The sequence below is a fragment of the Vibrio sp. A1-1 genome (assembly GCF_021728175.1).
Lineage (GTDB): Bacteria > Pseudomonadota > Gammaproteobacteria > Enterobacterales > Vibrionaceae > Vibrio > Vibrio diabolicus.
Genome location: NZ_JAKKCL010000002.1, coordinates 348576 through 372122, shown reverse-complemented (window position 1 = coordinate 372122; position 23547 = coordinate 348576). Strand labels below are relative to the sequence as shown.

Annotated in this window: 18 protein-coding genes, 2 tRNA genes and 1 other RNA gene; 14 read left to right on the top strand and 7 right to left on the bottom strand. The window is 44.4% G+C overall.

Annotation, left to right across the window (positions count from 1 at the left end):
• Positions 1-40: 40 nt before the first annotated feature.
• Both L3V30_RS05715 and L3V30_RS05710 read right to left on the bottom strand, forming a co-directional pair.
• Positions 41-125 (bottom strand) — tRNA-Tyr (locus L3V30_RS05715).
• An 84-nt stretch (positions 126-209) separates the two neighbouring features.
• Positions 210-294 (bottom strand) — tRNA-Tyr (locus L3V30_RS05710).
• Positions 295-578: 284 nt separating this feature from the next.
• On the opposite strand from L3V30_RS05710, the gene L3V30_RS05705 reads away from it, so the two are divergent.
• From L3V30_RS05705 to L3V30_RS05695, 3 genes are all read left to right on the top strand, one after another.
• Entirely contained in the window at positions 579-1688 is a 1110-nt protein-coding gene (locus L3V30_RS05705) for an efflux RND transporter periplasmic adaptor subunit (RefSeq protein WP_237308501.1), read from the top strand.
• Positions 1688-4801: a multidrug efflux RND transporter permease subunit VmeF gene (vmeF, locus tag L3V30_RS05700; protein ID WP_237308500.1), complete on the top strand. Its 3114-nt coding sequence runs from the start codon at positions 1688-1690 to the stop codon at positions 4799-4801. Before L3V30_RS05705 ends, vmeF begins: the two co-directional genes overlap by 1 nt.
• 222 nt (positions 4802-5023) lie before the next feature.
• Positions 5024-5221, top strand: coding sequence for a type II secretion system protein (locus L3V30_RS05695; RefSeq protein WP_005390570.1), 198 nt, complete (start codon positions 5024-5026; stop codon positions 5219-5221).
• 90 nt (positions 5222-5311) lie between these two features.
• On the opposite strand, the gene L3V30_RS05690 is transcribed toward L3V30_RS05695, so the two are convergent.
• Positions 5312-5887, bottom strand: a complete 576-nt coding sequence (locus L3V30_RS05690) for a porin family protein (protein WP_085343461.1) — start codon at positions 5885-5887, stop codon at positions 5312-5314.
• Between the two features lie 213 nt (positions 5888-6100).
• On the opposite strand from L3V30_RS05690, the gene L3V30_RS05685 reads away from it, so the two are divergent.
• Positions 6101-6418 (top strand): DUF1244 domain-containing protein, encoded by a 318-nt coding sequence (locus tag L3V30_RS05685; protein ID WP_005390574.1) that lies wholly within the window; start codon positions 6101-6103, stop codon positions 6416-6418.
• A 63-nt stretch (positions 6419-6481) separates the two neighbouring features.
• Here L3V30_RS05685 and L3V30_RS05680 read toward each other — a convergent pair whose 3' ends face one another.
• Positions 6482-7576: a PLP-dependent cysteine synthase family protein gene (locus L3V30_RS05680; RefSeq protein ID WP_005390576.1), complete on the bottom strand. Its 1095-nt coding sequence runs from the start codon at positions 7574-7576 to the stop codon at positions 6482-6484.
• A 138-nt stretch (positions 7577-7714) separates the two neighbouring features.
• On the opposite strand from L3V30_RS05680, the gene L3V30_RS05675 reads away from it, so the two are divergent.
• Entirely contained in the window at positions 7715-8179 is a 465-nt protein-coding gene (locus L3V30_RS05675; protein ID WP_053807138.1) for an Lrp/AsnC family transcriptional regulator, read from the top strand.
• Between the two features lie 461 nt (positions 8180-8640).
• Positions 8641-11682, top strand: a complete 3042-nt coding sequence (locus L3V30_RS05670) for a cadherin repeat domain-containing protein (protein WP_237308499.1) — start codon at positions 8641-8643, stop codon at positions 11680-11682.
• 65 nt (positions 11683-11747) lie between these two features.
• Here L3V30_RS05670 and tesB read toward each other — a convergent pair whose 3' ends face one another.
• Positions 11748-12608, bottom strand: coding sequence for an acyl-CoA thioesterase II (tesB, locus tag L3V30_RS05665; protein ID WP_005390581.1), 861 nt, complete (start codon positions 12606-12608; stop codon positions 11748-11750).
• 240 nt (positions 12609-12848) lie between these two features.
• Between tesB and L3V30_RS05660 the strand changes: the two genes are divergently transcribed.
• Positions 12849-13283, top strand: coding sequence for a YbaY family lipoprotein (locus L3V30_RS05660; RefSeq protein WP_012842007.1), 435 nt, complete (start codon positions 12849-12851; stop codon positions 13281-13283).
• A 30-nt stretch (positions 13284-13313) separates the two neighbouring features.
• On the opposite strand, the gene L3V30_RS05655 is transcribed toward L3V30_RS05660, so the two are convergent.
• Complete coding sequence (locus L3V30_RS05655) at positions 13314-13616, bottom strand: DNA base-flipping protein (protein ID WP_005390592.1); 303 nt, start codon at positions 13614-13616, stop codon at positions 13314-13316.
• 257 nt (positions 13617-13873) lie between these two features.
• On the opposite strand from L3V30_RS05655, the gene L3V30_RS05650 reads away from it, so the two are divergent.
• The 7 genes from L3V30_RS05650 (at position 13874) to udp (ending at position 22168) form a co-directional block, all read left to right on the top strand.
• Positions 13874-14617 (top strand): hypothetical protein, encoded by a 744-nt coding sequence (locus tag L3V30_RS05650; protein WP_046874702.1) that lies wholly within the window; start codon positions 13874-13876, stop codon positions 14615-14617.
• 152 nt (positions 14618-14769) lie between these two features.
• Positions 14770-16773 (top strand): GGDEF domain-containing protein, encoded by a 2004-nt coding sequence (locus L3V30_RS05645; protein ID WP_046874703.1) that lies wholly within the window; start codon positions 14770-14772, stop codon positions 16771-16773.
• 137 nt (positions 16774-16910) lie between these two features.
• An RNA gene (gene ffs, locus L3V30_RS05640) (signal recognition particle sRNA small type) lies at positions 16911-17007 on the top strand.
• 208 nt (positions 17008-17215) lie between these two features.
• A complete protein-coding gene (locus tag L3V30_RS05635; protein WP_048626169.1) occupies positions 17216-17950 on the top strand; it encodes an RNA methyltransferase in 735 nt (244 codons plus the stop codon).
• Positions 17951-18198: 248 nt separating this feature from the next.
• Positions 18199-18618 carry a CBS domain-containing protein gene (locus L3V30_RS05630; protein ID WP_005390603.1) on the top strand — a complete coding sequence of 140 codons (420 nt, stop codon included), beginning with the start codon at positions 18199-18201 and terminating at the stop codon, positions 18616-18618.
• 178 nt (positions 18619-18796) lie between these two features.
• Positions 18797-21103, top strand: coding sequence for a zinc/cadmium/mercury/lead-transporting ATPase (locus L3V30_RS05625; RefSeq protein ID WP_237308498.1), 2307 nt, complete (start codon positions 18797-18799; stop codon positions 21101-21103).
• A gap of 306 nt (positions 21104-21409) precedes the next feature.
• A complete protein-coding gene (gene udp, locus L3V30_RS05620) occupies positions 21410-22168 on the top strand; it encodes a uridine phosphorylase (RefSeq protein WP_012842006.1) in 759 nt (252 codons plus the stop codon).
• Positions 22169-22324: 156 nt separating this feature from the next.
• Here the strand turns inward: udp and L3V30_RS05615 are convergent, their stop codons facing one another.
• A complete protein-coding gene (locus L3V30_RS05615; RefSeq protein WP_005390608.1) occupies positions 22325-23485 on the bottom strand; it encodes a DUF1887 family protein in 1161 nt (386 codons plus the stop codon).
• Between the last annotated feature and the right edge of the window lie 62 nt (positions 23486-23547).

Sequence of the window (23547 nt, the reverse complement as noted above, 5' to 3'; positions counted from 1 at the left end):
AGTTGTTCTTATGTTTAAAGGAAAAACACAAGAAAGAATATGGTGGAGGGGGACGGATTCGAACCATCGAAGGCAGTGCCGGCAGATTTACAGTCTGCTCCCTTTGGCCACTCGGGAACCCCTCCAGGGTGTTTTATACTTAAAAGATAGTTTCCCAACCTAGCTTCCAAGTTGTTCTTATGTTTAAAGGAAAAACACAAGAAAGAATATGGTGGAGGGGGACGGATTCGAACCATCGAAGGCAGTGCCGGCAGATTTACAGTCTGCTCCCTTTGGCCACTCGGGAACCCCTCCAGAGGATTTTTATACTTAGTAAGACGTTTTCCCAACTCATCTCCCAAGTGCGGAGCGAATCATAGCAAACTCGCTCAGGCTGTAAAGCGTTTTTCTTGCGTTTTTACGTTGAATGCTGTCTTTTTGGGCAAAGATGGTAGAAAGTCAGCGTTTTGTGTGTCCTTTGAACAGAAGAGAAACGCTCTTTTTACTTGAATTTACACTACTTGACGTTAAACCACGTATCTACTGATAAAATGTAAGCAGTTTAATGACATAAGTTTATTCGTTTAGAAGTCAATATCATGAGCATGAAAGCCACGTTATCGTTATCTGTTTTAACGCTTTCTATATTAATGAGTTCTCCATCAGCTTTCGCAGCTATGCGAGGCTCAGCAGTTACCGTCGTAACTGAACAAGTAGAAACGCACGAGATCAATCAATCCTTATCGCTTATCGGTAAGTTAGAAGCGGCGGAGTCTGTGGTTGTTGCATCGGAAGTCGCCGGCAAAGTGAATCAAATCGCTGTTAAAGCGAATCAAAATGTCCAACAAGGTCAGCTGTTAATCAAGTTGGATGATGATAAGGCTCAAGCCGCTTTGATTGAGGCAAAGGCGTACCTTAAAGATGAACAACGTAAGCTAAAAGAGTTTCAACGTTTGGTTAAGCGAAATGCTATCACCCAAACTGAGATCGACGCACAAAAAGCAAGTGTTGAAATCGCACAAGCAAGGCTGGACGCCGCTCAAGCAAATTTGGCCGATCTTCATATTACGGCTCCATTCTCTGGCACTGTTGGTTTCATCGATTTTAGTCGCGGTAAAATGGTTAGCGCGGGTACAGAGCTGTTGACCTTGGATGACCTTTCCGTCATGGAGCTGGACTTACAAGTACCGGAGCGCTATTTATCGATGCTTTCTATTGGTATGGAAGTCATTGCCAAAACCAGTGCATGGGGTGAACAGACGTTTACTGGTCAGGTTACAGGCATTGATACGCGGATCAGCTCAGAAACTCTGAACCTGCGTGTGCGTATTGAGTTTGAGAACCCTGAAAACCGCTTAAAGCCGGGCATGTTAATGAATGCATCATTGGCCTTCCCTGAGATTGAAGCGCCAATTATCCCGGTTCAAGCACTAGAATACTCTGGCACTAAGCGTTACGTATACGTCATCGATGACAACAATAAAGCGACTCGACAAGAAGTCATTCTCGGTGCTCGTGTCGATAACGAAGTCGTTATTGAATCAGGCGTTGAAGTTGGCGACAAAATTGTTGTACAGGGCATCGTTAATATGCGAGATGGTGTTGAAGTTAAGGAAATTGTCGCACCAGGAAAGTCAGAAACAGCTAACGCAACTGGTAATCAAGGTGTTCAAAGCACGCAAGACGAAGCGGCTAAGGAAGCAAACTAATGTTACTTTCTGACGTTTCTGTAAAACGCCCAGTCGCAGCGCTGGTATTGAGTATGCTGCTGTGTGTATTTGGTTTTGTATCCTTTACGAAACTAGCGGTGCGAGAAATGCCGGACATTGAAAGTCCGGTCGTTTCCATCAGTACGCGTTACGAGGGCGCTTCCGCGACGATCATCGAGAGTCAAATTACTTCTGTATTAGAAGATCAGCTTTCAGGTATCAGCGGAATCGATGAGATCAGTTCGACGACGCGAAACAGCAGTTCGCGTATCACGATCACTTTTGAGCTAGGTTACGATCTCAATACGGGTGTTAGTGATGTTCGCGACGCGGTGGCTCGCGCTCAACGTTCGCTACCTGATGAAGCGGACGATCCAATTGTCTACAAGAATAACGGTTCAGGTCAGGCCTCCCTCTATATTAACCTCAGCTCTGCAGAGATGGACCGCACTCAATTGACGGATTATGCAGAACGTGTACTGATGGATCGCTTTAGCTTGATCTCTGGGGTGAGCTCAATTGATCTCTCTGGTGGTTTGTACAAGGTGATGTACGTGAAGCTTAAGCCAGAGCTGATGGCGGGGCGCTCAGTCACGGCTTCTGACATTACATCGGCACTGCGAAGTGAAAACTTAGAAAGTCCGGGTGGTGAAGTTCGTAATGATTCGACAGTCATGTCGGTACGGACAGCGCGTAGCTATAACACGCCGGAAGATTTTCAGTACCTCGTGATTAAAAGGGCAAGCGACAACACGCCTATCTATTTGAAAGATGTCGCTGATGTTTTTATCGGTGCAGAGAACGAAAACTCGACCTTTAAAAGCGATGGCGTCGTCAATGTTAGTTTGGGGGTTGTTCCTCAGTCTGATGCGAACCCGTTAGAAGTAGCAAAATTAGTTCGAGCTGAAGTTGATAACATCCAGAAGTTCTTGCCGGAAGGAACGCGGCTTGCTATCGACTACGATGCGACGGTGTTTATCGAGCGCTCGATAGAAGAGGTGTATAGCACGCTATTTATTACGGGCGGTTTGGTTATTTTGGTGTTGTACATCTTCATTGGTCAAGCTCGTGCAACCTTGATTCCTGCGGTTACGGTTCCGGTATCGCTGATTTCCTCATTCATTGCCGCTTATTACTTTGGCTTTTCTATCAACTTAATTACCTTGATGGCATTGATCCTGTCTATCGGCTTGGTAGTGGATGACGCGATTGTGGTTGTTGAAAACATCTTCCACCATATCGAACGTGGTGAATCGCCTTTGCTTGCGGCCTATAAAGGCACGCGGGAAGTAGGCTTTGCCGTTATCGCGACAACGTTAGTGCTGGTGATGGTATTCCTGCCGATTTCTTTTATGGATGGCATGGTAGGTCTGCTATTTACTGAGTTTTCTGTCTTGTTGGCGATGTCTGTGATTTTCTCGTCTTTGATCGCCCTAACATTAACTCCTGTGTTGGGTAGTCAGATTTTGAAGGCGAATGTAAAACCAAATCGATTTAATCAAGTGGTCGATCGCCTATTTAGCAAACTTGAGAGTGGTTACCGCTCATTATTGAAAGGCGCATTGAAAATGCGTTGGGCTGCACCGCTGGTGATTTTGGCGTGTTTGGGCGGCAGTTACTTCTTGATGAACCAAGTGCCAGCCCAGTTGACCCCTCAAGAAGATCGCGGGGTGATGTTTGCGTTTGTACGCGGGGCTGATGCTACGTCATACAATCGTATGTCAGCCAATATGGACATTGTTGAAGACCGATTGATGCCATTACTTGGGCAAGGGTATCTGAAGTCGTTTAGTATTCAAACGCCTGCATTTGGTGGACAGGCAGGCGATCAAACCGGCTTTGTTATCATGATTCTAGAAGACTGGAACGAGCGAGATGTAACAGCTCAGGAAGCGCTTAACAAAGTGCGTGGTGCACTGGCTGGCATACCTGATGTTCGAGTGTTCCCATTCATGCCTGGTTTCCAAGGTGGTTCGAGTGAGCCTGTTCAGTTTGTATTAGGTGGCTCTGATTACGATGAACTTCTCGTCTGGGCTGAAATGTTGAAAAACAAAGCAGAAGAATCGCCAATGATGGAAGGCGCTGAGATCGATTACTCAGAGAAAACGCCAGAGCTATTGGTTACGGTCGACAGACAGCGTGCCGCAGAACTAGGGGTCAGTGTCAAAGACATTTCTGATACGCTAGAAATCATGCTTGGTGGTAAAAGTGAAACGACTTATGTTGAGCGTGGCGAAGAGTATGATGTGTATCTTCGTGGTGATGAAAACAGCTTTAATAATGCAGCGGATTTAAGCCAGATTTATCTGCGAACTAATAGTGGGCAGTTAGTGACGTTAGACGCGGTCACTAAAATTGAAGAAGTGGCAGCTTCTATTCGTCTATCTCACTACAACAAACAGAAATCCATCACTATTACGGCTAATCTGTCAGAAGGCTACACATTAGGAGACGCGCTGAATTACCTTGATCAACAAGCGATAGACAACTTACCAGGTGACATCTCGGTGAGTTATTCTGGCGAGTCAAAAGACTTTAAAGAGAACCAAGCGAGTGTTGCTGTCGTATTTGCGTTGGCATTGCTTGTGGCGTATCTCGTGTTGGCGGCTCAGTTTGAAAGCTTCGTGAACCCGTTAGTGGTGATGTTTACGGTGCCGATGGGCGTATTTGGTGGCTTCCTTGGCTTGGTTGTGATGGGGCAAGGCATGAACATTTACAGCCAGATCGGCATGATCATGTTGATCGGCATGGTGACGAAAAACGGCATTTTGATTGTTGAGTTTGCCAACCAGTTGCGAGACCGTGGTGTTGAATTCGAAAAAGCGGTTATTGATGCAGCTGCGCGACGTCTACGCCCGATCTTGATGACAGCATTTACCACGCTTGCTGGTGCCATCCCGCTGATCGTTTCGACAGGGGCAGGTTATGAGAGTCGTATTGCTGTGGGTACCGTGATCTTTTTCGGGATGGGATTTGCAACATTGGTGACCTTATTTGTCATCCCGGCTATGTACCGATTGATTTCGGCGAAAACACATGCGCCAGGTCATGTAGAAGCTGAATTGAACAAAGCACTCAGCCACGATACAAAAGGCCGTATTGCTCATCCTTAGCCGCTGTACGTAAAGCTTTGATTGAAAACACCGAACAACTGTTGTTCGGTGTTTTTTTATATTGAGAGTGATTACTTATAGATCTAATGATTATTTTTGTTTATTATTTCGCCACTTCTTCGAGGGGCACAGGACTCGCTCATCGTATTGACTGAATGTCGGGTCTTGTTAGGTGTCATGCCGGGAAAGCAGCATATACCTATTATTATTTGAGGTGTTCTCTTGAAAAAAGTACGTGGTAGTTACATGGTAGAAATGGTTTTAGTTGCGGGTGTTATGGCGTTGTTAGCGACCACTGCACTTCCGACGTTAACGAATGCACTAAAAGATCGTCAAGATGGCATTTTACACTCTCTCGATGCCGGTCAACCAAGTAGCCATGTGAATCAAGAGACAACAGAAAAGTTTTCCGCTCAGTAACTGATGACACACCGTAGATTGTAAAACAAGCCGAGGTAAAAACCTCGGCTTGTTTGTATTTCAATTCTGGTAACTTGGCGCTACCTAATGTTAGAAGCGTTTCCCTAAGCTAATTTGCACACCTTCGTAGCTGTCGTAAAAATCTTCAAAGCCCATATCTGCGACATTATAGATGTACTCTGCGCGCAACCAGATGTCTTTGCTCATATCCCAATGGACACCAGCACCGATATTGAATAGTGCTCCTGAATCATCGGTGACTTTTTGTTGGTTTGGAACGTACATTTCTGCCTGAGTCCCTAACGCGGTCACGCGGCCGAACAAAGAAAGTGGCGTATCGCCAAGGTTATCACTGGTCAATACTGCTGACATACCCGCTTGGTAATAGTGCAAATCCAAATCTGTTTTCAGTTTGTCGTTCTTAAGTTCGTTTTGGGAATAGCGAAGCACACCTTCAAACGCAAGGTATTGATTGACATGATAGCCCCAACCAACAGTGATATGTGGTGTGGACCACTCATTGTCTCTGTCTGAGCCAAAATAGGGTGTATCAAAACCGACGTTACCAGTACCCAGATAAAAATAAGATTGATGAGTTTGTTCTTGAGCAGCAAAAGTCGGCACACTGATGGTCAAGGCAGACAATAATAGAATGGCGTTTTTCATAACTTGACGATAACCTTTGTAAAAGACCGTTGTAATGAGTTGTGTTAATATTAATTTAATCAATAAGATAGATGGCGTTTATCATATCAGCTTTTACGCAAAGGTAGTCATTTAGACTGGGAATTGTTGCGCTAAAGCAGACTTCCTAGGCTGGAGAACTTACTATTCGGTATGGTGACTAACGTCAATCAAATAAGAGAGAAGGAAAGGAAAGTGGCTGAATTCAAATATAAAAATCTGACTCAAGAAGAACAAGATAAGTTAGACGCGGCGACATTTCGTCGTTTATTGGCGCATTTAGACGCGAATAAAGACGTGCAGAACATCGACCTCATGATTCTTGCGGGCTTCTGTCGCAACTGCTTTAGCAAATGGTACAAAGCTGAAGCGGAAAATCTCGGTGTGGATTTAGATATTGATGACGCTCGCGAACGTGTTTACGGCATGACTTATGATGAATGGAAACAAAATCATCAGCCAGCGGCAACGCCAGAACAATTGGCGGCGTTTGAAGCGCGTCAGAAAAAGTAATACTCATTTCCAAAAAAACAGCCCGCACATCAGCGGGCTGTTTTTTACATTCGAATTTACATATTAAGCGGTAATTGGACCGCAACATGCAGGTTCGACACAGCCTTTCGCTTGAATGACTTCAAGTTGCGCGAGGTAAGGTTGAATATCACCGATGTTCTCTTTTACCCATGCTAAGTCGTAATACGTATCTAAGTAACGCTCACCAGAGTCACATAGAAGTGTCACGATAGAGCCTGTTTCACCGCGTTGTTTCATTTCGCAGGCCAGTTGAAGCACACCGTAGAGGTTCGTCCCCGTTGATGCACCGACTTTACGCCCAATCAGTTGAGAAACCCAATGTGCAGTTGCCACACTGGCAGCGTCTGGAATTTTGCGCATCTCGTCAATAACACCTGCAATAAAGCTTGGCTCGACACGTGGTCGACCGATGCCTTCAATTTTGCTGCCGGTCTCACCTTTTAATGAGTGATTACCTGACTGGAAAGCGTCGTAAAACACCGAGTTTTCAGGGTCTACGACACAAAGTTTGGTGTCGTATTTTTGGTAACGAATAAAACGGCCAATGGTTGCGGATGTACCACCAGTTCCTGGGCTCATTACTACCCAATTAGGAATTGGGTGATCTTCTAGTTCCATTTGGCTAAAGATAGAGTTCGCAATGTTGTTGTTGCCGCGCCAGTCAGTCGCACGTTCAGCATAAGTAAACTGATCCATGTAGTGACCATTTAACTCTTGAGCCAAGCGTCGAGACTCGTCATAAATCTGATCTGAGCGCTCTACAAGATGCGCTTTACCACCGTAAAACTCAATTTGTTCAATCTTTTTACGTGCGGTGGTTTTCGGCATAACAGCAATGAACGGTAAGCCAAGCAAGCGAGCAAAATACGCTTCTGAAACGGCAGTGCTGCCTGAGGACGCTTCAATCACTGTGGTTTCAGGACCAATCCATCCGTTACAAATCGCATAAAGAAACAACGAGCGTGCCAATCGGTGTTTCAGAGAGCCTGTTGGGTGCGTGCTCTCATCTTTTAGGTAGATATCGATACCATCAAGAGAAGGCAGTTCGAGTTTAAATAAATGAGTATCAGCAGAACGTTGAAAGTCTGCTTCAATTTTACGCACTGCATTGTTGATCCAGTTGTGGTCAGTACACATGGCGTCTCTCCTTGGAAATCGATAGATAAGCATTAGATGGGAATAATTTACCTATAATATGAGAGAAAAACTTTGCTATAGTTGCTGGTAATGGATGTTTTGATAGAAAAGTTTTCTACACTTTGTGGGTTTTATAGGATGATTTTGGATCGAGTCGATAAGCAGCTGCTTGCGTTGTTACAAACCGACAGCACCTTGTCATTAAATGAGTTAGCAGAGCAGGTAAATCTGACAACGACGCCATGTTGGAAGCGTTTGAAAAGGTTGGAAGAAGAAGGCTACATCGAAAAGCGCGTGGCGTTACTGAGTGCAGAAAAACTCGACCTGTCTTTTATCGCTTTTGTTCAGCTAAAAACCATCGATCACTCCGAAGATTGGTATCACCATTTTGTCACAACAGTGAGTGATTTCCCCGAGGTAATGGAGTTTTATCGTATGGCCGGCGAGTATGACTACATGATGAAAGTGCTGGTGAAAGATATGAAGTGTTTTGACGAGTTTTATAAGCGCTTAGTTAATAGTGTAAAGGGATTGTCTAATGTGACTTCAACATTTGCTATGGAATCCATTAAATATACGACTGAGTTACCACTTCTCAACTAAATAGCTTTATACGAATTTTATTTAATGGTTACTCTACCTGTTAGCATTTTAAGTGTTAACAGGTAGCAGGGTTATTCTAACTAGGTTACTTTTTACTGGATTGGAATAAATATAAACGATATTTATTCTCTCTTCTATTTCCGCATTAACTGTTTGTTTTTTATCCTTTATTAAGTGCTCATACAGCAAAACGCATGAAAAAATAACGCAATTTTTTCTCTTTATTTTTCGTGTTTTATTTTTATTGAATATTCATTTTTACTAAATTAATTAATTGGTTTAATTTAAACGTTTGCTTTGTGTTGTTTTGTGTATTTTAGTCACCACTTCTGAACATTTATTTTTATGCGTAATACAGTAGCAAATACTTAAGTAATAAAGTACTCAAAAATGGATATAGTGATTAATAAAACATCGTATTATTATCGCTAGCACTTATTTGTGACAAAGTGTTTCTAAAAATGAACAGAAAATATTATTTGCTTTTTCTCGCGGCTTTACTCGCTGGTTGTGGTGGTGGAGGTGACTCTAAAACGAACAATACAAACACACCAACCACGATAACTAAGCAGAGCCGTCCACAGTTAAAAGCTGAAGACACGGTATTGAAGTTTGAGGGCGTGGGAACCGTTACAGAGGCAAAATTGAGCAATGTACATGGCTCGGTGTCTTATCAAGTCATTGACTCTAATCCGCTAAATGTTGTGAAAATTAATGACTCTGGAATGCTACAAATTTTGCGTCCAGGAACGGCAACAATTCTGGCTACGGATAGCAGTTCTGCTTATGAATCCTCTGAAGCACGATTTTCTATCACTGTGGAACGAGGTATTAACACAGACCTTTCGGTTAGTGATCTAAACTTTAATGCAATCGAATCTGAAGGGAAAGCGCTGACCGTTCGTGGCCAAAAAGGTGAATTGAGTTATGAAGTAGAAAGTGGTCATAACTTGATTCGGGTTGATGAGAACGGTTCGGTATATTCATTAGGCTCAATTGGTCAGGCGTCGGTACTGATTACTGACTCAGGTAACGAGCTTTATCTGCCGAAGCAAGTTCGCGCAACGGTGAAGCTTCATGGAGTAGCATCCGGGCAACTTCAATTCGCCTTGCTGGAAGACGAATATAGAGAAGGGCTGACGTTAGAACCTGCACGTTTAGATAAAGCTCAAACGCAAAGCATCACATACAAAATCATTCGCAGCGAACCAGACAACAAAGTTGCCGAGTTACTCAACCCGGAGTCAGGTGTACTCCTTGTTCATAATGTCGGGCAGCTAACCGTTGAAGCGACAGCAACTTACAGCGATGCTTTTCTAGATAAGCAGCAAACGGCGCAATTTGTTGTGGATGTAAAACAAGGTCAACGCGAAGCAATCAGCGTAGCGGATGTTGTGAAAACTTATGAGGAAGGTGGCCGAATTTTCCCTAAGGTGACGAATGCTCGCGGCGACTATTCACTGCGAATTATTAGCGGCACAGATGTTATCGCTAAATCTATGAGCAGTGAAGCACTGCTGATCAAAGGTGTAGGTACGGCTGAAGTTGAAATCTACGAGCATGAAATGCGTAATTATCCTGCAAGTAAAGCTCGCTTCAATGTTGAAGTTAATCGCGCGCCTCATCCAGTGATGAACGACATTGAAATGTCGCTTATTTATCAGCCTAGCCTCTCAATTCCTTTGGCATTTTCAGGACAAAAAGGCAACGTAAGCCTAGTCGGTAGTTTACCGGACGGCTTAAGAATGACCGATGGCAAGTTAGAAGTAGAGACGGCTGGAGAATATCGTCTTAAGTTTGAAGATGATGGTGGGGATTTATATCAACCAATTCAGTTTAATGTAGTCATCAAAGTAGCGAAGGCTGCGGGACAAGCCATGGTGACACAAGATTATGAAATGGTGTATAGCAAAGACTATAGCTTTGATCTTCGTCGTGACTTTGGTTTAAGTACAAGTAACGATCATGTAGAACTCGTTGATAACACTGCTACAGATGTTATAGAGGTTACTGCGGATGGACGTGCCTATGTTTACAAAGCGGGTAAAGCGACGTTAACAGTTCGCAGACAGGAGAGCGCGAATTATACTGCGGGTCCAGATCAGAAAGTGTACGTTAATATTCTTAGTGCGCCGAGTCGGATTGATGTGCAATCCGATGTGGAAGAGACTTGGAAAACCAGCCAGCCTTATGTTCAAAAACCGACCATCTCTGGTACGGTTGGCGAAGTTTCGTATCGATTTGCAGAAAATGCAGCAACGGATGTGGTTTCCCTGGACAGCAAAACGGGCGAGATGCGCATCCTCAATGCTGGCAGCACAAGAGTTGTTGTATCGGATGCAGGGGACGATAAATTTACTCCGGGTGAAAGCAGTTTCTCTGTTACGATCAAACAGGGCACAAACCCTGTATCGATTGCTTATCCAACGGTAGACTTTTCAGCGGGTACTATTATCTCACCAGTGATGAGTGGAGAAGAGGCGAAAGCCAGCTATCGTCTTATTAACCAAAAAGATCCTGTGGTTGAGTTAGCCTCTTCTGAAACGGGGCGTTTGAAGGTTTTGCACGCAGGCGAGTACCAATTAGAAGTGACGCTAACTGCACGTAACTATACAACTAAAACCGTATTGGTTAACGGCACCATTAATAAAGCGGATCATCCCGGTCTTACCACGAAACTTCAAACCGTTGAGTTTACGCCTTTCAAGGCAATTGACTTAGATTTCGGTAGAACGGTCGGTACTCGAACTTACTCATTTGGCGATACTGTGAGCAAAGATCTTGCCACGTTAGACAATGCGAATGCTGAGTTGACGCTAACCAATTATTCTCAATACCATTCTATTGCGCTAGATATCTCTGAGAGTGAATCGCGAGATTACAAAGCGTTACCAAGAACAAAAGTCACGGTTAGTGTCAATTTGGCAGAATCGGGTGTTGCAGATAAATACACACAACTTAATAGCGAACAAACCGTCATTGTGAGCACGCTTAGTGCCCCACAGTTTGCCAATTTAGAAGAGAGTGAATTTGGTATCTTGGGTTCGCGTTCGGTACGTGAACCGACGGATGACGAGCTGCAAAAACACGGTAAAGGTAAGGTTGTGCTATTTATGTTTAAGCCAGTTGGTAGCGATGACCGAAGACAAGAAAAGGCAGCATGGGTGCATGTTGCTCGATTCGATGGATGTACATCAGAGCTATTTGCTGATGACCTTAAGCCTTTTAATGCAATTGGTTATGATGATCCAGGGTATTGCACCAGCGGTAGCACTATCCGTATGACTCGGTTCTTAGTGATTGATGATTCTAATTTGGAAGACATAGAGTATGAGTTGGCTGCACCAATCATTACTTACCGTCGTGGGGTGCGTGAATTTTTAGCAACGGATAAAGGTGGATTCTATGCTGACCCAAATGTCGTTTACGGGAAAGGCGAATACGGTTACCCGAAATCACTTTACGAATGGTCGGTCATTACTATGAAGTATCAACCAAATTAATTATCGTTTGATACCCACAAAAAAAGGAGTGCTGAGCACTCCTTTTGTCGTTTAAGGTTTAGCGGTTACTTGGTATAGCGCATTACACCTTCTTGCACTGCGGTTGCCACTAAATGACCTTGTTGGTTATAGATTTCGCCACGCACTAACCCACGAGTATTACTCGCTGTTGGGCTTTCTATCGCGTACAACAGCCATTCATCCATTTTGAACGGACGGTGGAACCAGATTGAATGGTCAATGGTGGCAACTTGGAAGTTTGGCGTCATTAATGACACTTCATGTGGGTGCATTGCTGTCACGAGGAATCCCCAATCTGATGCGTAGGCCAACAGGTACTGATGTATAAGCAGGTTCTCTGGCATTTCACCATTGGCACGAATCCAAAGATACTGTTTAGGCTCTGCTTTTTTGGGTTTTAGGGGGTTGATGACCGTAACAGGACGGGTTTCAATTGGCTTTTCACCACAAAATGTTTTGCGTAGTCGCTCTGGTAGGAATTCGGCTATATGGCTAGCAAGCTCACTCTCAGAGGCGAAGTTTTCTGGGCCAGGAATGTCTGGCATTTCCTTTTGATGATCAAAACCAGGTTGATCGCCATGGTAAGACGCCGTTAGGTAGAAAATAGGGCGTCCATTTTGAATCGCCTTAACGCGTCTGGTGCTGAAGCTACGGCCATCCCTTAGGTTTTCTACATCATAAATGATGGGCTTTTCTGGATCACCAGGGTACAAAAAATAGCTATGGAAGGAGTGCACCGCGCGTGTTTCTTCAACGGTGTAGCGCGCAGCAGAAAGCGCTTGCCCAATCACTTGGCCACCATACACTTGAGGCAAACCTAGGTTTTCACTTTGGCCACGAAACAAGCCTTCTTCTAATTTTTCGAGTTGTAGTAGGCTGAGCAATTCTCGTAATGGTTTACTCATTGTGTCTCCTCACCGTTGTCTTTCACTCCAACTTACCTCAACAGTCTCACTCTTGTGAAGTGCCATAGTTAAGAACTATTGAGTAACTTAGAAATAGTATTGTTCCGATTATGAAACAAAATCAATTGTTTGATAAATTCTAACTCAGTCAAACTATTGTCAAATAAACTGACAGGAAGCAGACAGTTTTATATTCCACACCTATAATTGCTCCGGTTTAATACTCTTTTCGAGGAAGATATGAAAAAAACACTACTGCTTGTTACTTCTTTACTCTTTGGGGCTGCGTTAGTGGGTTGCCAAACTTCTCAAAATACAGAAATGGAATCTGCAGAGGCGTCAATGAAGACGATTACAGGTACAGTGGCTTACCGTGAGCGTATTGCTCTGCCGCCAAACGCAGTGGTTACCGTCGCGTTAGAAGATGTGTCTTTGGCTGACGCGCCAGCAAAAGTACTAGCAAAGCAGACATTCGAAACGGAAGGTAAACAAGTTCCTCTTTCTTTTGAACTGAACTACGATAACAATGAAATCAAACCAAACCATCGTTACAGCGTCCGTGCGCGTATTGAAGTGGATGGTAAATTGCGTTTTATCAGCGATACGCATAACGGTGTAATCACAGATGAAGCACAAACTCACCAGTTGGATATTCGTCTAGTTGGTACGCGTTAATATCAAACTCAGCGAACAAAAAATGGCAGCCTAAGGCTGCCATTTGTATTTTCTTAGCGAAATTTTTCCAATCTCAGATACTTCAATTCCTTCGGCTTCTAATTTCTTTGTTTGTCGTTCTAAATTACTGCCTTTTAAGGATATTTTTCCTTGACTATTTATCACTCTAAACCACGGGAGTTTGCTGTCCTCTGGCAAATTACCAAGCGCCTTACCAACATGTCTTGCGTAGCCCGGGTAACCTGCCATTTTTGCGATTTCCCCGTAGGTGGAGACTTTTCCTTTTGGAATTTGGTGAATTACAGCAAAGATTTGCGCTAAAAATTGGTCCATACTCAAAAGTGTCTATTGTGGATTACTAAGGAATGGTAAACCATCGGACTTGTATATTGCTAACGGTTCTTAACGTTTATATTGCCCGCGATTGACTTTTGTTGATCACATTTTCTCTTCAGTCGTGCCGTATGTTAATGAGCGTTAAAAAGCATAAAACAAACACAAGCTAAGCTTGAATCTAGACCCTCTCAACGACTTTTAATCCCAGTTTTTGCCGTTGAGTTACCAAGTAGGTGGGGAAGCCAGGAGGCGCTATGATTTTATCGACACTTCAATTTTTCATTACGACTTTACTCGCAGTGGTGTGCGTTCGAGCGATGAGTTTGAGCGAGGGAGATATTCCCGTTCTTGCACTCATGATCCCGGCGTTGTGGATCTTGCCACAAGGCGGGTTTGCAGGCTTGGTGTTGCTGGGCGCAATGATGGCTTTTGGCGCTACGCTCTCAATGCAGCCAATCGCGCTATCGATTGGTATTTTGATCCTTTTCCCACTTTTAATGGTAGTGTTCTCTCGTAGAAGTTCGTTGGGCGTCCTGCTCACCGCAGGCCTAATCGTACTTACTCTACAAGTCGGTATTATGGTCACGCAACAAGGTGGGAAGCTGGATGGATCCGCTTGGGTTACAGTGGTTCAAACTGTCGCGGTCATGGCGATGTGGTGGTCTGCTGTACATTGGACCCCATCCAATAAGCACAGCTGGTGGCCGATGCTGTTGTTGTTCCCATTATGGATTGCTGGCTTGCCATATGCCGTTCTTGTGGCATTGAGCGTGACAGGAATGCTGGCTTCAATGGAAACCCTCGCGAAGCTTAAACACTCCATTCGTTGGAGTAAACTATTGTGCTGGACATTACCGACTGTTGGCTTTGCTGCCTTAGTGGTGAGTCCGACTACAGATGTACCAAACCCTGTTTTTGTTGTTTGGATCTGTTTGTTAGGAACGGCTTGGATGACGGACTATATCTTACGTAGCAGCGATGAACAGGCAGAATTATGAGTATTTCGTCAGGTAAAAAGTGACACGTGCGGCAGACTATCGAATTGGTTGTGGAACAAAATGAAGATTAGTATATGTTCTTCATTTCATATTTACTAAACTTCCAATAATAATAACCACATTATAAGTGGTTGATTTAAGATAAGTTTGTCATGACTACCTTTGCTCGAACACTGTTGCTTTTTACTTGTTGCCTACTGAGTTTGAATGTAAAAGCTGAATCACCTTTAATTGCTCATTATAAAGTTGCGACAGAAGCGGATGATGTCGTCACCCGTGTTCTTTTTAATGCTGCATCGAAAGAGTTCGGCTTTACCGTTCAATATGTGAACTATTCCAGCTTTGATGCCATTCTAAATTCCGTCGCGAATGGGGAAGCGGATTTTGCTGCGAATATCACTTACACAGAAGAGCGTGCTCAACGCTTTAGTTACTCCCGTCCAACTAATATCGAATATACCTACCTTTTTGGTTTAAAAGACTCGACGTTGAGTGACATTTCACGAGTTGGCGTCCCTAAAGATACGGTTTATGCCGAATTACTTAAACAATACTACCCGGAGCTAAAACAGGTCTCTTATCAAGGTCATGAGCAAGCGGTAACGTTACTGAGATCAGGCGTTGTTGAAGGCGTAGTCGATGCCATCAATCAGCTTAAGCCGATGCTGCTGGAGGGCTTTGACGCTAAGATGTTAAATGATCAGATTTCGATAAAGCCAGTATCGATCATCAGTAAAAAAGATCATCATCTCGAAGAGTTGGATACGTTCGCTACGTTTATTCATGGGGAAGGAGTGCAAAAGCAACTTCGTGAAGAGATCTCCCAGTATCAATTTGAACTCAGGCGAGCGGCATTGCGAGAATCTATTCGCTTATTACCTCTCGATTTTAGTGAGCCTATACGGATCAAGCTCGAATCTATCTTTCCATATGTTGTTTACAACGAAGACGGCAGTATCGAAGGGATGACGGCAGATGTCGTCCTGAGAAGCTGTGAGATCTTGGCATTAAACTGCGTGATCATTAGTGAGCCAAATGAAAGTTGGGGTTCCATGTATCATGAGTTTATGCAGGGGAATTTCGAAATTTTAGCGCCGTTAACGGTCAGTCGCGAGCGGCATGAATTTAGTTACTTTCCCAAGCCCCATTACTCACCAGCATCCGTTATGGTCAAGCGTTTAGGTTACAAGCCGAACACTTACTCTCATGTGTCACAGTTGATCTCTGAGCGGATTGGTGTGGTTGAGGACGACTTTTTCGATCAAATGATGACGCAACTTTTACCGCTAAAAGAGCTGAAACGTTATCGTACCCAACAAGAACTCATTCAGGGTTTATTGAATGAAGAGGTCGATTATATTCCGATGGATACCGCGATGCTCAACCACTTTTTACGTCTGAGCGAGTTGGTTCCGATAGAGCAGGACACGGCGATTGGTGAGTTTTACCAGTCACAACTTTCTGTTGGATTGGTGGCGAACGAGAAAGGTGCCATGCTTGCTCCTTTTTTCAGTCGAGCGATAGCGATGTTGGAAGTTGATAAGATCATTGCCCAGTACGACCTGCGCCCAGATTGGCGTACCGCGCTTGAATATGAGGTTCGGCTGGCGACGCAAACACAGGCTGTGTTTGTCTTTGTATTGTTGTTTGCGATTTGCGTTTCGCTTTATCTTTACCGTCAATCGAATACCGACAATTTAACGGGGTTAAGAAATCGCCGCGCGTTGCAAGTAAAACATCGAAAAGGCGTAAACAAAGATCTATCCATACTTTACTTGGATATTAACCACTTCAAACGAATCAATGATACGTACGGTCACCGTGCTGGTGATGAGGTGTTGCAATTATTGGCGCTAAAAATTCATTATGTATGGTCAGGGAAAAGTTACCGGATAGGGGGAGATGAGTTCATCTTGTTGGGCTACCCGACTCAAGCAGAATTAAATAGGGCAATGAAAGAGCTCAGTAGAATTGATGTAAAAGGCAAACTGTGTAGTGAGTTAGAGTCTGTGGGTATCTCTATCGGTGTCTCTGCAAAAAGAGAACAGCACATGAGCTTAGAGCAAGCCATGCATTTAGCTGATGAAGATATGTATTCAAGTAAGCAGTCAACACGCCGCTATCCTTCTTCGCATCGTTACGTGGCTCAATCATAGAGGAATGAATTGATCGAGTTTTGTCCAAACGGTAATGAAATGACGAAATTCAAGGTTTTTGCTCTTGCATTATGAGGGCTGATACTGAATAATCGCCCCATCGATTGAGGCAAGTCCTCTCGAAAAGAATTATGGGGCTCTGGTCCTCTCGCAACAATAGCTCGTGAACTCGGTCAGGTCCGGAAGGAAGCAGCCGCAGCGGGTGACTTGTGTGCCGGGATGTGGCTGGGGTCCCACCCTTTAAAAGCCCTGCGTATATCGCAGGGCTTTTTTCGTTTTTGAACCCTCTTTTACTGCGTTTGCTCTTCAAAGTCTTCTGATGAATCAAGTTTCTTGAGGTTATTTAGGTATAATTTATAATCTCACGCGCTTGATACCGAACTGTCGTGAAGATTATTTCGAGTACATTCGCCGAATAACCATTTTCACCTGGGATACTTTAATGATTTCAAAAAACCAATTAAAACTGCTTCGTGCTTTAGGTCAAAAGAAACAGCGTAAAGCGCATGGCTTATTCCTAGTTCAGGGTGAAAAGAACGTTTTAGAGCTGGCAAGTAGTTCATTAAAGGTGAAGCATGTCTTCGCAACCGAGGCATTTCTCGAACAAAACGCTAGTGCGCTAAGTGGTTTTGATTGCATTGAAGCATCGCTTGACGACCTGACCAAAGCGAGCACACTCGTGAGCAATAACGCGGCCATTGCCGTGGTTGAAATCCCGAGTGTAAAAGTGCCTCAAGCAAAAGGCTTGATGATTGCGCTAGATGGCGTATCTGACCCAGGTAATCTAGGAACGATTATTCGTGTCGCAGACTGGTATGGCATCAAGCACATTATTGCGAGTACAGATTGTGCTGATCCGTATAACCCTAAGACGATCAGCGCGACCATGGGCAGTTTTGGCCGCGTACAAGTGAGTCTGGTTGATTTGCCAAGTTATTTAGAAGAAGCCAATTTGCCAGTTTATGGCGCGTTTCTGGAAGGGGAGAGCGTTCATAAAACGGAATTCGCTGCTGAAGGTATTTTGTTGATGGGCAGCGAGTCCCACGGCGTACGTGAAGACGCTGCGAAGCTTGTGACAAATAAGATCACGATTCCGGCATTTGGTGGTGCTGAGTCGCTGAATGTCGCAATGGCAACCGGTATTATTTTAGACAATATGCGTCGACATCATTGTTAATGTAACTATGCGCCAATAATGAAGCCAGTCAATTTGACTGGCTTTGTTGTATTTACCACCTGTTAAAAATCAGCCCATTTGCAAGTTGTACTCAATTAAACAACAGTGAATGCCGATGATGACTTAATTTTGATTCAGATCAATAGGCTGCACCTATAAATAAAATTACTCATTTCCATTTAGTAAATTCAGGAAATTAGGCGACACTTATCTAAAGGCCGCAATAAAATGCCCTTAAGGAGATAAGAATGCATTCATTAAAAGTAAAAGATTACATGACGTTGCAAGCGGTGACCTTCACTAAAGATATGTCACTTTCGGCTGCTTTGAATAAAGTCATGCAAAGCGTCACATTAGGTGGACCCGTCATTGATGAGAATGAAAAGGTAGTTGGATTCTTATCAGAGCAAGACTTGTTAGATAAATTGGTGAAAGCGAGTTATCACTGCCAAGATACGCATACCGTTCAAGAGTGTATGCATGACGATGTTTTATCTGTGTCTCCAGACATGTCAGTGATTGAGTTGGCTGACATGATGAAGATTGGTAAGCCAAAAATGTATCCAGTGGTTGACGGCAAAGGTAAATTGGTTGGCGTTATCACTAGGCGAGATGTGCTGCGCGCCATCGGGATGACTTTAAATGAGTGTTTTAAGCATCCAGTTTAACCTTTCTGAACAAATATCATAGGTGCTTGATTTTAAATAAGTCATTTGGAAAGACGCTTCGGCGTCTTTTTTATTTTCAATCGATGAGTTTTTAAAAAATCACCTTGACCTTGGAGCTAGCTCTAAGGTTTATCCTTAGTCATAGGCAAAGAGCCTACACCAATAAGGAAAATAAATTATGTGTACGAAACATCAAGGTTGCCAATCTAGCAAAATCAAAACTGCTGTGCCGCTTGGCGCGAGCGAGTCGTGCTGCGCACCAGTAAAATCTTCACTCAACATTTCTCAAGCTGGCGTAGAAGTGTCTGAAAGTTCATGTTGCAGCGGAGGGAGTTGTAGCGCCGACCCTGGTGAGGAGGAAGAGCCCTCAAGGGAGAGTGATTCCTCAATTCGAAACTCGTGGCTTGTGTCAGGTATGGATTGTCCTTCATGTGCGCAAAAGCTAGAGAAGGCCATTACGTCTTTGGAAGGTGTTAACCAAGCAAAAGTCTTATTTGCAACAGAAAAACTGGTTGTCGATTTTGACGATCGCGAGCTGACCTCTACGATAGAGCATACAGCCCAACAAACAGGTTTTCCGCTTTCTTCACTCGATGCTCCAAAACCAAATACTGCAACGAAGGGCTGGCGTGGGGTAGTAAAAGACAACATTCAAATTCTCTCTATTGCTAGTGCGATGGTTGTCGCGGCAATAATTTCTAAGATCGACCCTCAAATAAGTACTTGGTTATTCACGTTGACCTGTTTACTGGGTTTATACCCAATTGCGCTTAAAGCGTTCAAGTTGGCGCGTAGCGGTACGCCTTTTGCGATTGAAACGTTAATGAGTGTGGCAGCGCTCGGCGCTTTATATTTAGGTGAAACCGCTGAAGCGGCAATGGTGTTATTGCTTTTCCTTATTGGTGAAAAGTTAGAAGCATATGCATCATCCCGCGCTCGAAGTGGTGTCCAAGCGCTAATGGACTTAGTCCCAGAAAATTCAATTTTAATTGTTGATGGTGAGCGTAAAGAGGTGCCTGCAGCTCAGCTTAAGCCTGGGGATATTATAGAAGTTGCCCCCGGTGGTCGTTTGCCAGCGGATGGTGTGTTGCAAGATGCGCTTGCAAGTTTTGACGAAAGCGCGTTAACGGGAGAATCCGTTCCTGTTGAGCACCAAACGGGTGGCAAAGTGATGGCCGGGGCTGTGGTTGTCGATAAAGTCGTTCGTTTACAGGTGACTTCTCGTCAAGGCGAGAATGCGATTGACCGAATTCTCCATTTGATTGAAGAAGCAGAATCTCGTAAGGCACCATTAGAACGTTTTCTGGATAAATTCAGCCGTTGGTATACGCCGCTGATGATGTTGGTGTCCTTGATGGTTATCGTCACGCCACCACTGTTGTTTGCTCAACCATGGGAAACGTGGATTTATCGAGGACTTGCCCTGTTACTGATCGCTTGTCCGTGTGCGTTGGTTATTTCAACGCCTGCAGCGATTACTTCTGGCTTGGCGGCTGCGGCGAAGCGGGGGGCATTAATCAAAGGTGGTGCGGCGCTTGAGTTGCTTGGTAAGGTGGAGTCCGTCGCATTTGATAAAACCGGTACATTGACGCAAGGTAAGCCGCAGGTGACCGACGTCTTTGCTTTTGATGTAGATGAAGACAAGTTACTTAGCCTGACAGCCTCAATCGAAGTTGGCTCAAGCCATCCTCTCGCGGTTTCTTTAGTTAATAAAGTGCAACAGCAGGGGCTTACTATTCCTGAAGCGCTAGATAAAACCGCGCAAGTGGGCTCTGGTGTCACAGGTTACGTCGATGGGAAAATAGTCCAAGTAGTCACGCCTTCTAAGGCCGATTTCCCACTTTCTCAAGAAACCGAAGAGCGAGTGGTGACGTTGGAACAACAAGGTAAAACGGTTGTTATTGTGCGTTACGATTACGAGGTCATTGGCGTGATCGCATGGCAAGATACATTGCGCCCAGATGCCCAAGAAGCTATCGCTACGTTGAAGGAGCTTGGGATAACGTCGGTGATGCTAACCGGTGACAACCCGAGAAGTGCTGAAGCAATGGCGACCAGAATAGGCTTGGATTATAAAGCAAGCTTATTACCAGCAGATAAAGTGCATTACGTCGAGAAACTATCACAGCAACACACCGTTGCAATGGTGGGAGACGGTATTAATGATGCGCCAGCGATGAAAGCTTCGAGTATCGGTATTGCGATGGGAGGCGGTACGGATGTTGCGCTGGAAACGGCCGACGCGGCATTAACGCACAATCGTCTGATTGAGTTACCTGCCATGATAGAACTATCGCGTGCGACGTTAAGTAATATTCGTCAGAATGTTGCGTTAGCGCTTGGTTTGAAAGGCGTTTTCTTGGTGACAAGTTTACTGGGCATTACGGGTCTATGGGTGGCAGTATTAGCCGACAGCGGCGCAACTGCACTGGTTACGTTAAATGCGTTGAGATTGCTCCGTTTTGAGTCCAAGCAGGCCAAGTGACCTACCTAACTAGTTAATAAAAAGCCCGAGGCATTCGTGTCTCGGGCTTTTTTAACCGTATCGACGAAATCTAATAATATGTTTTAGTTTGTTTTTGAAATCACGCATCGCTATGCAACAAAATGAGCCAAACTCTCCAAAAGTGTGATCATTGCTTGTTTTGGGTGAAATTATAGTTTCATTACATTTTCTCATTGTGATTGTGATCACTCTATGTTGGTGAAAGGTTCGCTACAGTGCATTTGTACCCAATAACTGATTAATGAGCTTATTGTTCATAAAATAAGCCACAATAAGGAGCGACTTATGTCTCAAGCTGTATTTCATTTAGGTGTTACTGAAGCTGATCTTAATGGTGCGACTCTAGCCATCATTCCTGGTGATCCAGCGCGCGTTCAAAAAATCGCAGAACAAATGGAAAACCCAGTATTTCTAGCAAGTCACCGTGAATACACGCTATACCGTGCCGAATTAGACGGTAAACCTGTTGTGGTTTGTTCTACAGGTATTGGTGGCCCTTCTACCTCTATCGCAGTTGAGGAACTCGCGCAGCTTGGTGTTCGTACTTTCCTACGTGTTGGTACAACTGGCGCAATTCAACCGCATGTAAACGTAGGTGACATGATCGTAACGACGGGGTCAGTTCGCCTTGACGGTGCGAGCCTGCACTTTGCGCCAATGGAATTCCCAGCAGTTGCTGACTTTGAAGTAGCAACTGCAATGAAAGCGGCAGTAGAAGAGTCTGGCGCTGCGGTTCACATGGGTGTGACGGCTTCAAGTGATACTTTCTACCCAGGTCAAGAGCGCTACGACACGTTCTCTGGTCGCGTTGTTAAGCGTTTCCAAGGTTCTATGCAAGAATGGCAAGACATGGGCGTACTTAACTTTGAGATGGAGTCTGCAACATTGCTAACAATGTGTGCGAGCTCTGGTCTAAAAGCAGGTTGTGTAGCGGGTGTAATCATCAACCGTACACAAAAAGAGATTCCAGATCATTCAACTCTGAAAGAGACGGAAGCTCGTTCAATTAAGGTGGTAGTAGAAGCAGCGCGTAAAATGCTGTAAGCCGCGATAATTGGCATTTTAAACAAACGGAAAAACCAGAGGCACGCCTCTGGTTTTTTTCTACCTATCTAAACCCACACTTAAAAATTAGGTATAAAAAAAGCAGCCTGTAACGCTGCTTTTGATCATTTTGAATTCTAGCTTTTATCGCTGATGTTAGATCTCGTCCGAGCCACCTGCGTCTTTAAACCAAGCCGTTAGGTGCGTTCTTAAGTCTTTAAGCTCATCAGGGCCAATCAGAGCTAGCCCCAAATCTTCTGCACGAGTAATGTCATTGTGACGAAGCGGTCGGAAGCTCACCAGCATTGCACGTGCTTGTAAACCACCTAGCAGATCTCTGAGGGATTCTAGCTTGTACAAGGTGTCATCGCCGTCATCTCGCATGCCTTTGGTTTTACACTCAATGATGTGGAGCTTGTTGTTTACCACCGTTGCAACATCCAACTCATTGCGTACTTCACTTTCACCAAGTTTGCGATAAACCTGAACATTCAAAGAGCGATCTTGAATCGTCGGCATTGTATCTTGAATTTGCTTGACCGTGCTGTGTACCAGAGTCTCTAACCATTCACCGTTTGAAAAGCGGCGTGCATCTTCATCTGCAAACGTTAGAACGCCATTCTCATAAGTGGCGATTTGCGCTTCCACTAAGTCCGAAAGCAGCATGTTGAGCTCACGGTAGCCTTGTTGCTTTTCAGAAAGCTCCACATCAAGTTTTTGCTCTTTGCGGCATGTGGTTGCAAGGTAGTTAAGAGTCGCTAAGCCTGGACCAAGCTCAAGCGCATTTGAGGCCCAGCGTTCACCAAGTTCATACAGTTTTTTATCAAGAAGAGGAGGTAAATCAACATGGTGGAACTCGCCGCGTGCGCCGAAGATAGTGAGGTAGTCAGCAATCGTAATGTGGTCTTCGACTTGAGTATCTTCTTTGCCATCTGGGTATAACCAGCAAAGCTTATCGCTACTTGGCTCAACCACAAAAATTGGCCAGCGATAGGTACGGAAAACCTCGTACACAGACAATAAGCGATGACGAAGACCGCAACTGGCGTTCAATTTCACATCTTCGCCGCGCTCATGGAGATCTTTTGCCAGTTTTTGAATCGCTTGTTTGATCAGCGAAGTATTGACGGCGGATGGGATTTCAAAAAATTCGGAAGTAATGTCTCGTTGCTCTAAAACGGCACTCAGTCGGTCAAATATATCTAACTGGCTCTTGTCTCCGATGAAGACGATATGTGTGCTTAGCGTACGATTATCTAATAGAGGAGTGACCAATCTCACTGGGTCTTGGTCGATAATACCAACATGAACAGCCATAGATTTTCCTTTTTATGAGGCCGCTCGAAAAGAGATGTGCAAGGGGATGAGCTGGCCATATT

Coding starts and splice junctions, on each gene's coding strand:
- L3V30_RS05630 (WP_005390603.1), top strand. CDS start 18,199: ATGCATTCATTAAAAGTAAAAGATTACATGACGTTGCAAGCGGTGACC.
- udp (WP_012842006.1), top strand. CDS start 21,410: ATGTCTCAAGCTGTATTTCATTTAGGTGTTACTGAAGCTGATCTTAAT.
- L3V30_RS05670 (WP_237308499.1), top strand. CDS start 8,641: ATGAACAGAAAATATTATTTGCTTTTTCTCGCGGCTTTACTCGCTGGT.
- L3V30_RS05625 (WP_237308498.1), top strand. CDS start 18,797: ATGTGTACGAAACATCAAGGTTGCCAATCTAGCAAAATCAAAACTGCT.
- L3V30_RS05675 (WP_053807138.1), top strand. CDS start 7,715: ATGATTTTGGATCGAGTCGATAAGCAGCTGCTTGCGTTGTTACAAACC.
- L3V30_RS05660 (WP_012842007.1), top strand. CDS start 12,849: ATGAAAAAAACACTACTGCTTGTTACTTCTTTACTCTTTGGGGCTGCG.
- vmeF (WP_237308500.1), top strand. CDS start 1,688: ATGTTACTTTCTGACGTTTCTGTAAAACGCCCAGTCGCAGCGCTGGTA.
- L3V30_RS05635 (WP_048626169.1), top strand. CDS start 17,216: ATGATTTCAAAAAACCAATTAAAACTGCTTCGTGCTTTAGGTCAAAAG.
- L3V30_RS05655 (WP_005390592.1), bottom strand. CDS start 13,616: ATGGACCAATTTTTAGCGCAAATCTTTGCTGTAATTCACCAAATTCCA.
- L3V30_RS05680 (WP_005390576.1), bottom strand. CDS start 7,576: ATGTGTACTGACCACAACTGGATCAACAATGCAGTGCGTAAAATTGAA.
- L3V30_RS05650 (WP_046874702.1), top strand. CDS start 13,874: ATGATTTTATCGACACTTCAATTTTTCATTACGACTTTACTCGCAGTG.
- tesB (WP_005390581.1), bottom strand. CDS start 12,608: ATGAGTAAACCATTACGAGAATTGCTCAGCCTACTACAACTCGAAAAA.
- L3V30_RS05645 (WP_046874703.1), top strand. CDS start 14,770: ATGACTACCTTTGCTCGAACACTGTTGCTTTTTACTTGTTGCCTACTG.
- L3V30_RS05615 (WP_005390608.1), bottom strand. CDS start 23,485: ATGGCTGTTCATGTTGGTATTATCGACCAAGACCCAGTGAGATTGGTC.
- L3V30_RS05705 (WP_237308501.1), top strand. CDS start 579: ATGAGCATGAAAGCCACGTTATCGTTATCTGTTTTAACGCTTTCTATA.
- L3V30_RS05690 (WP_085343461.1), bottom strand. CDS start 5,887: ATGAAAAACGCCATTCTATTATTGTCTGCCTTGACCATCAGTGTGCCG.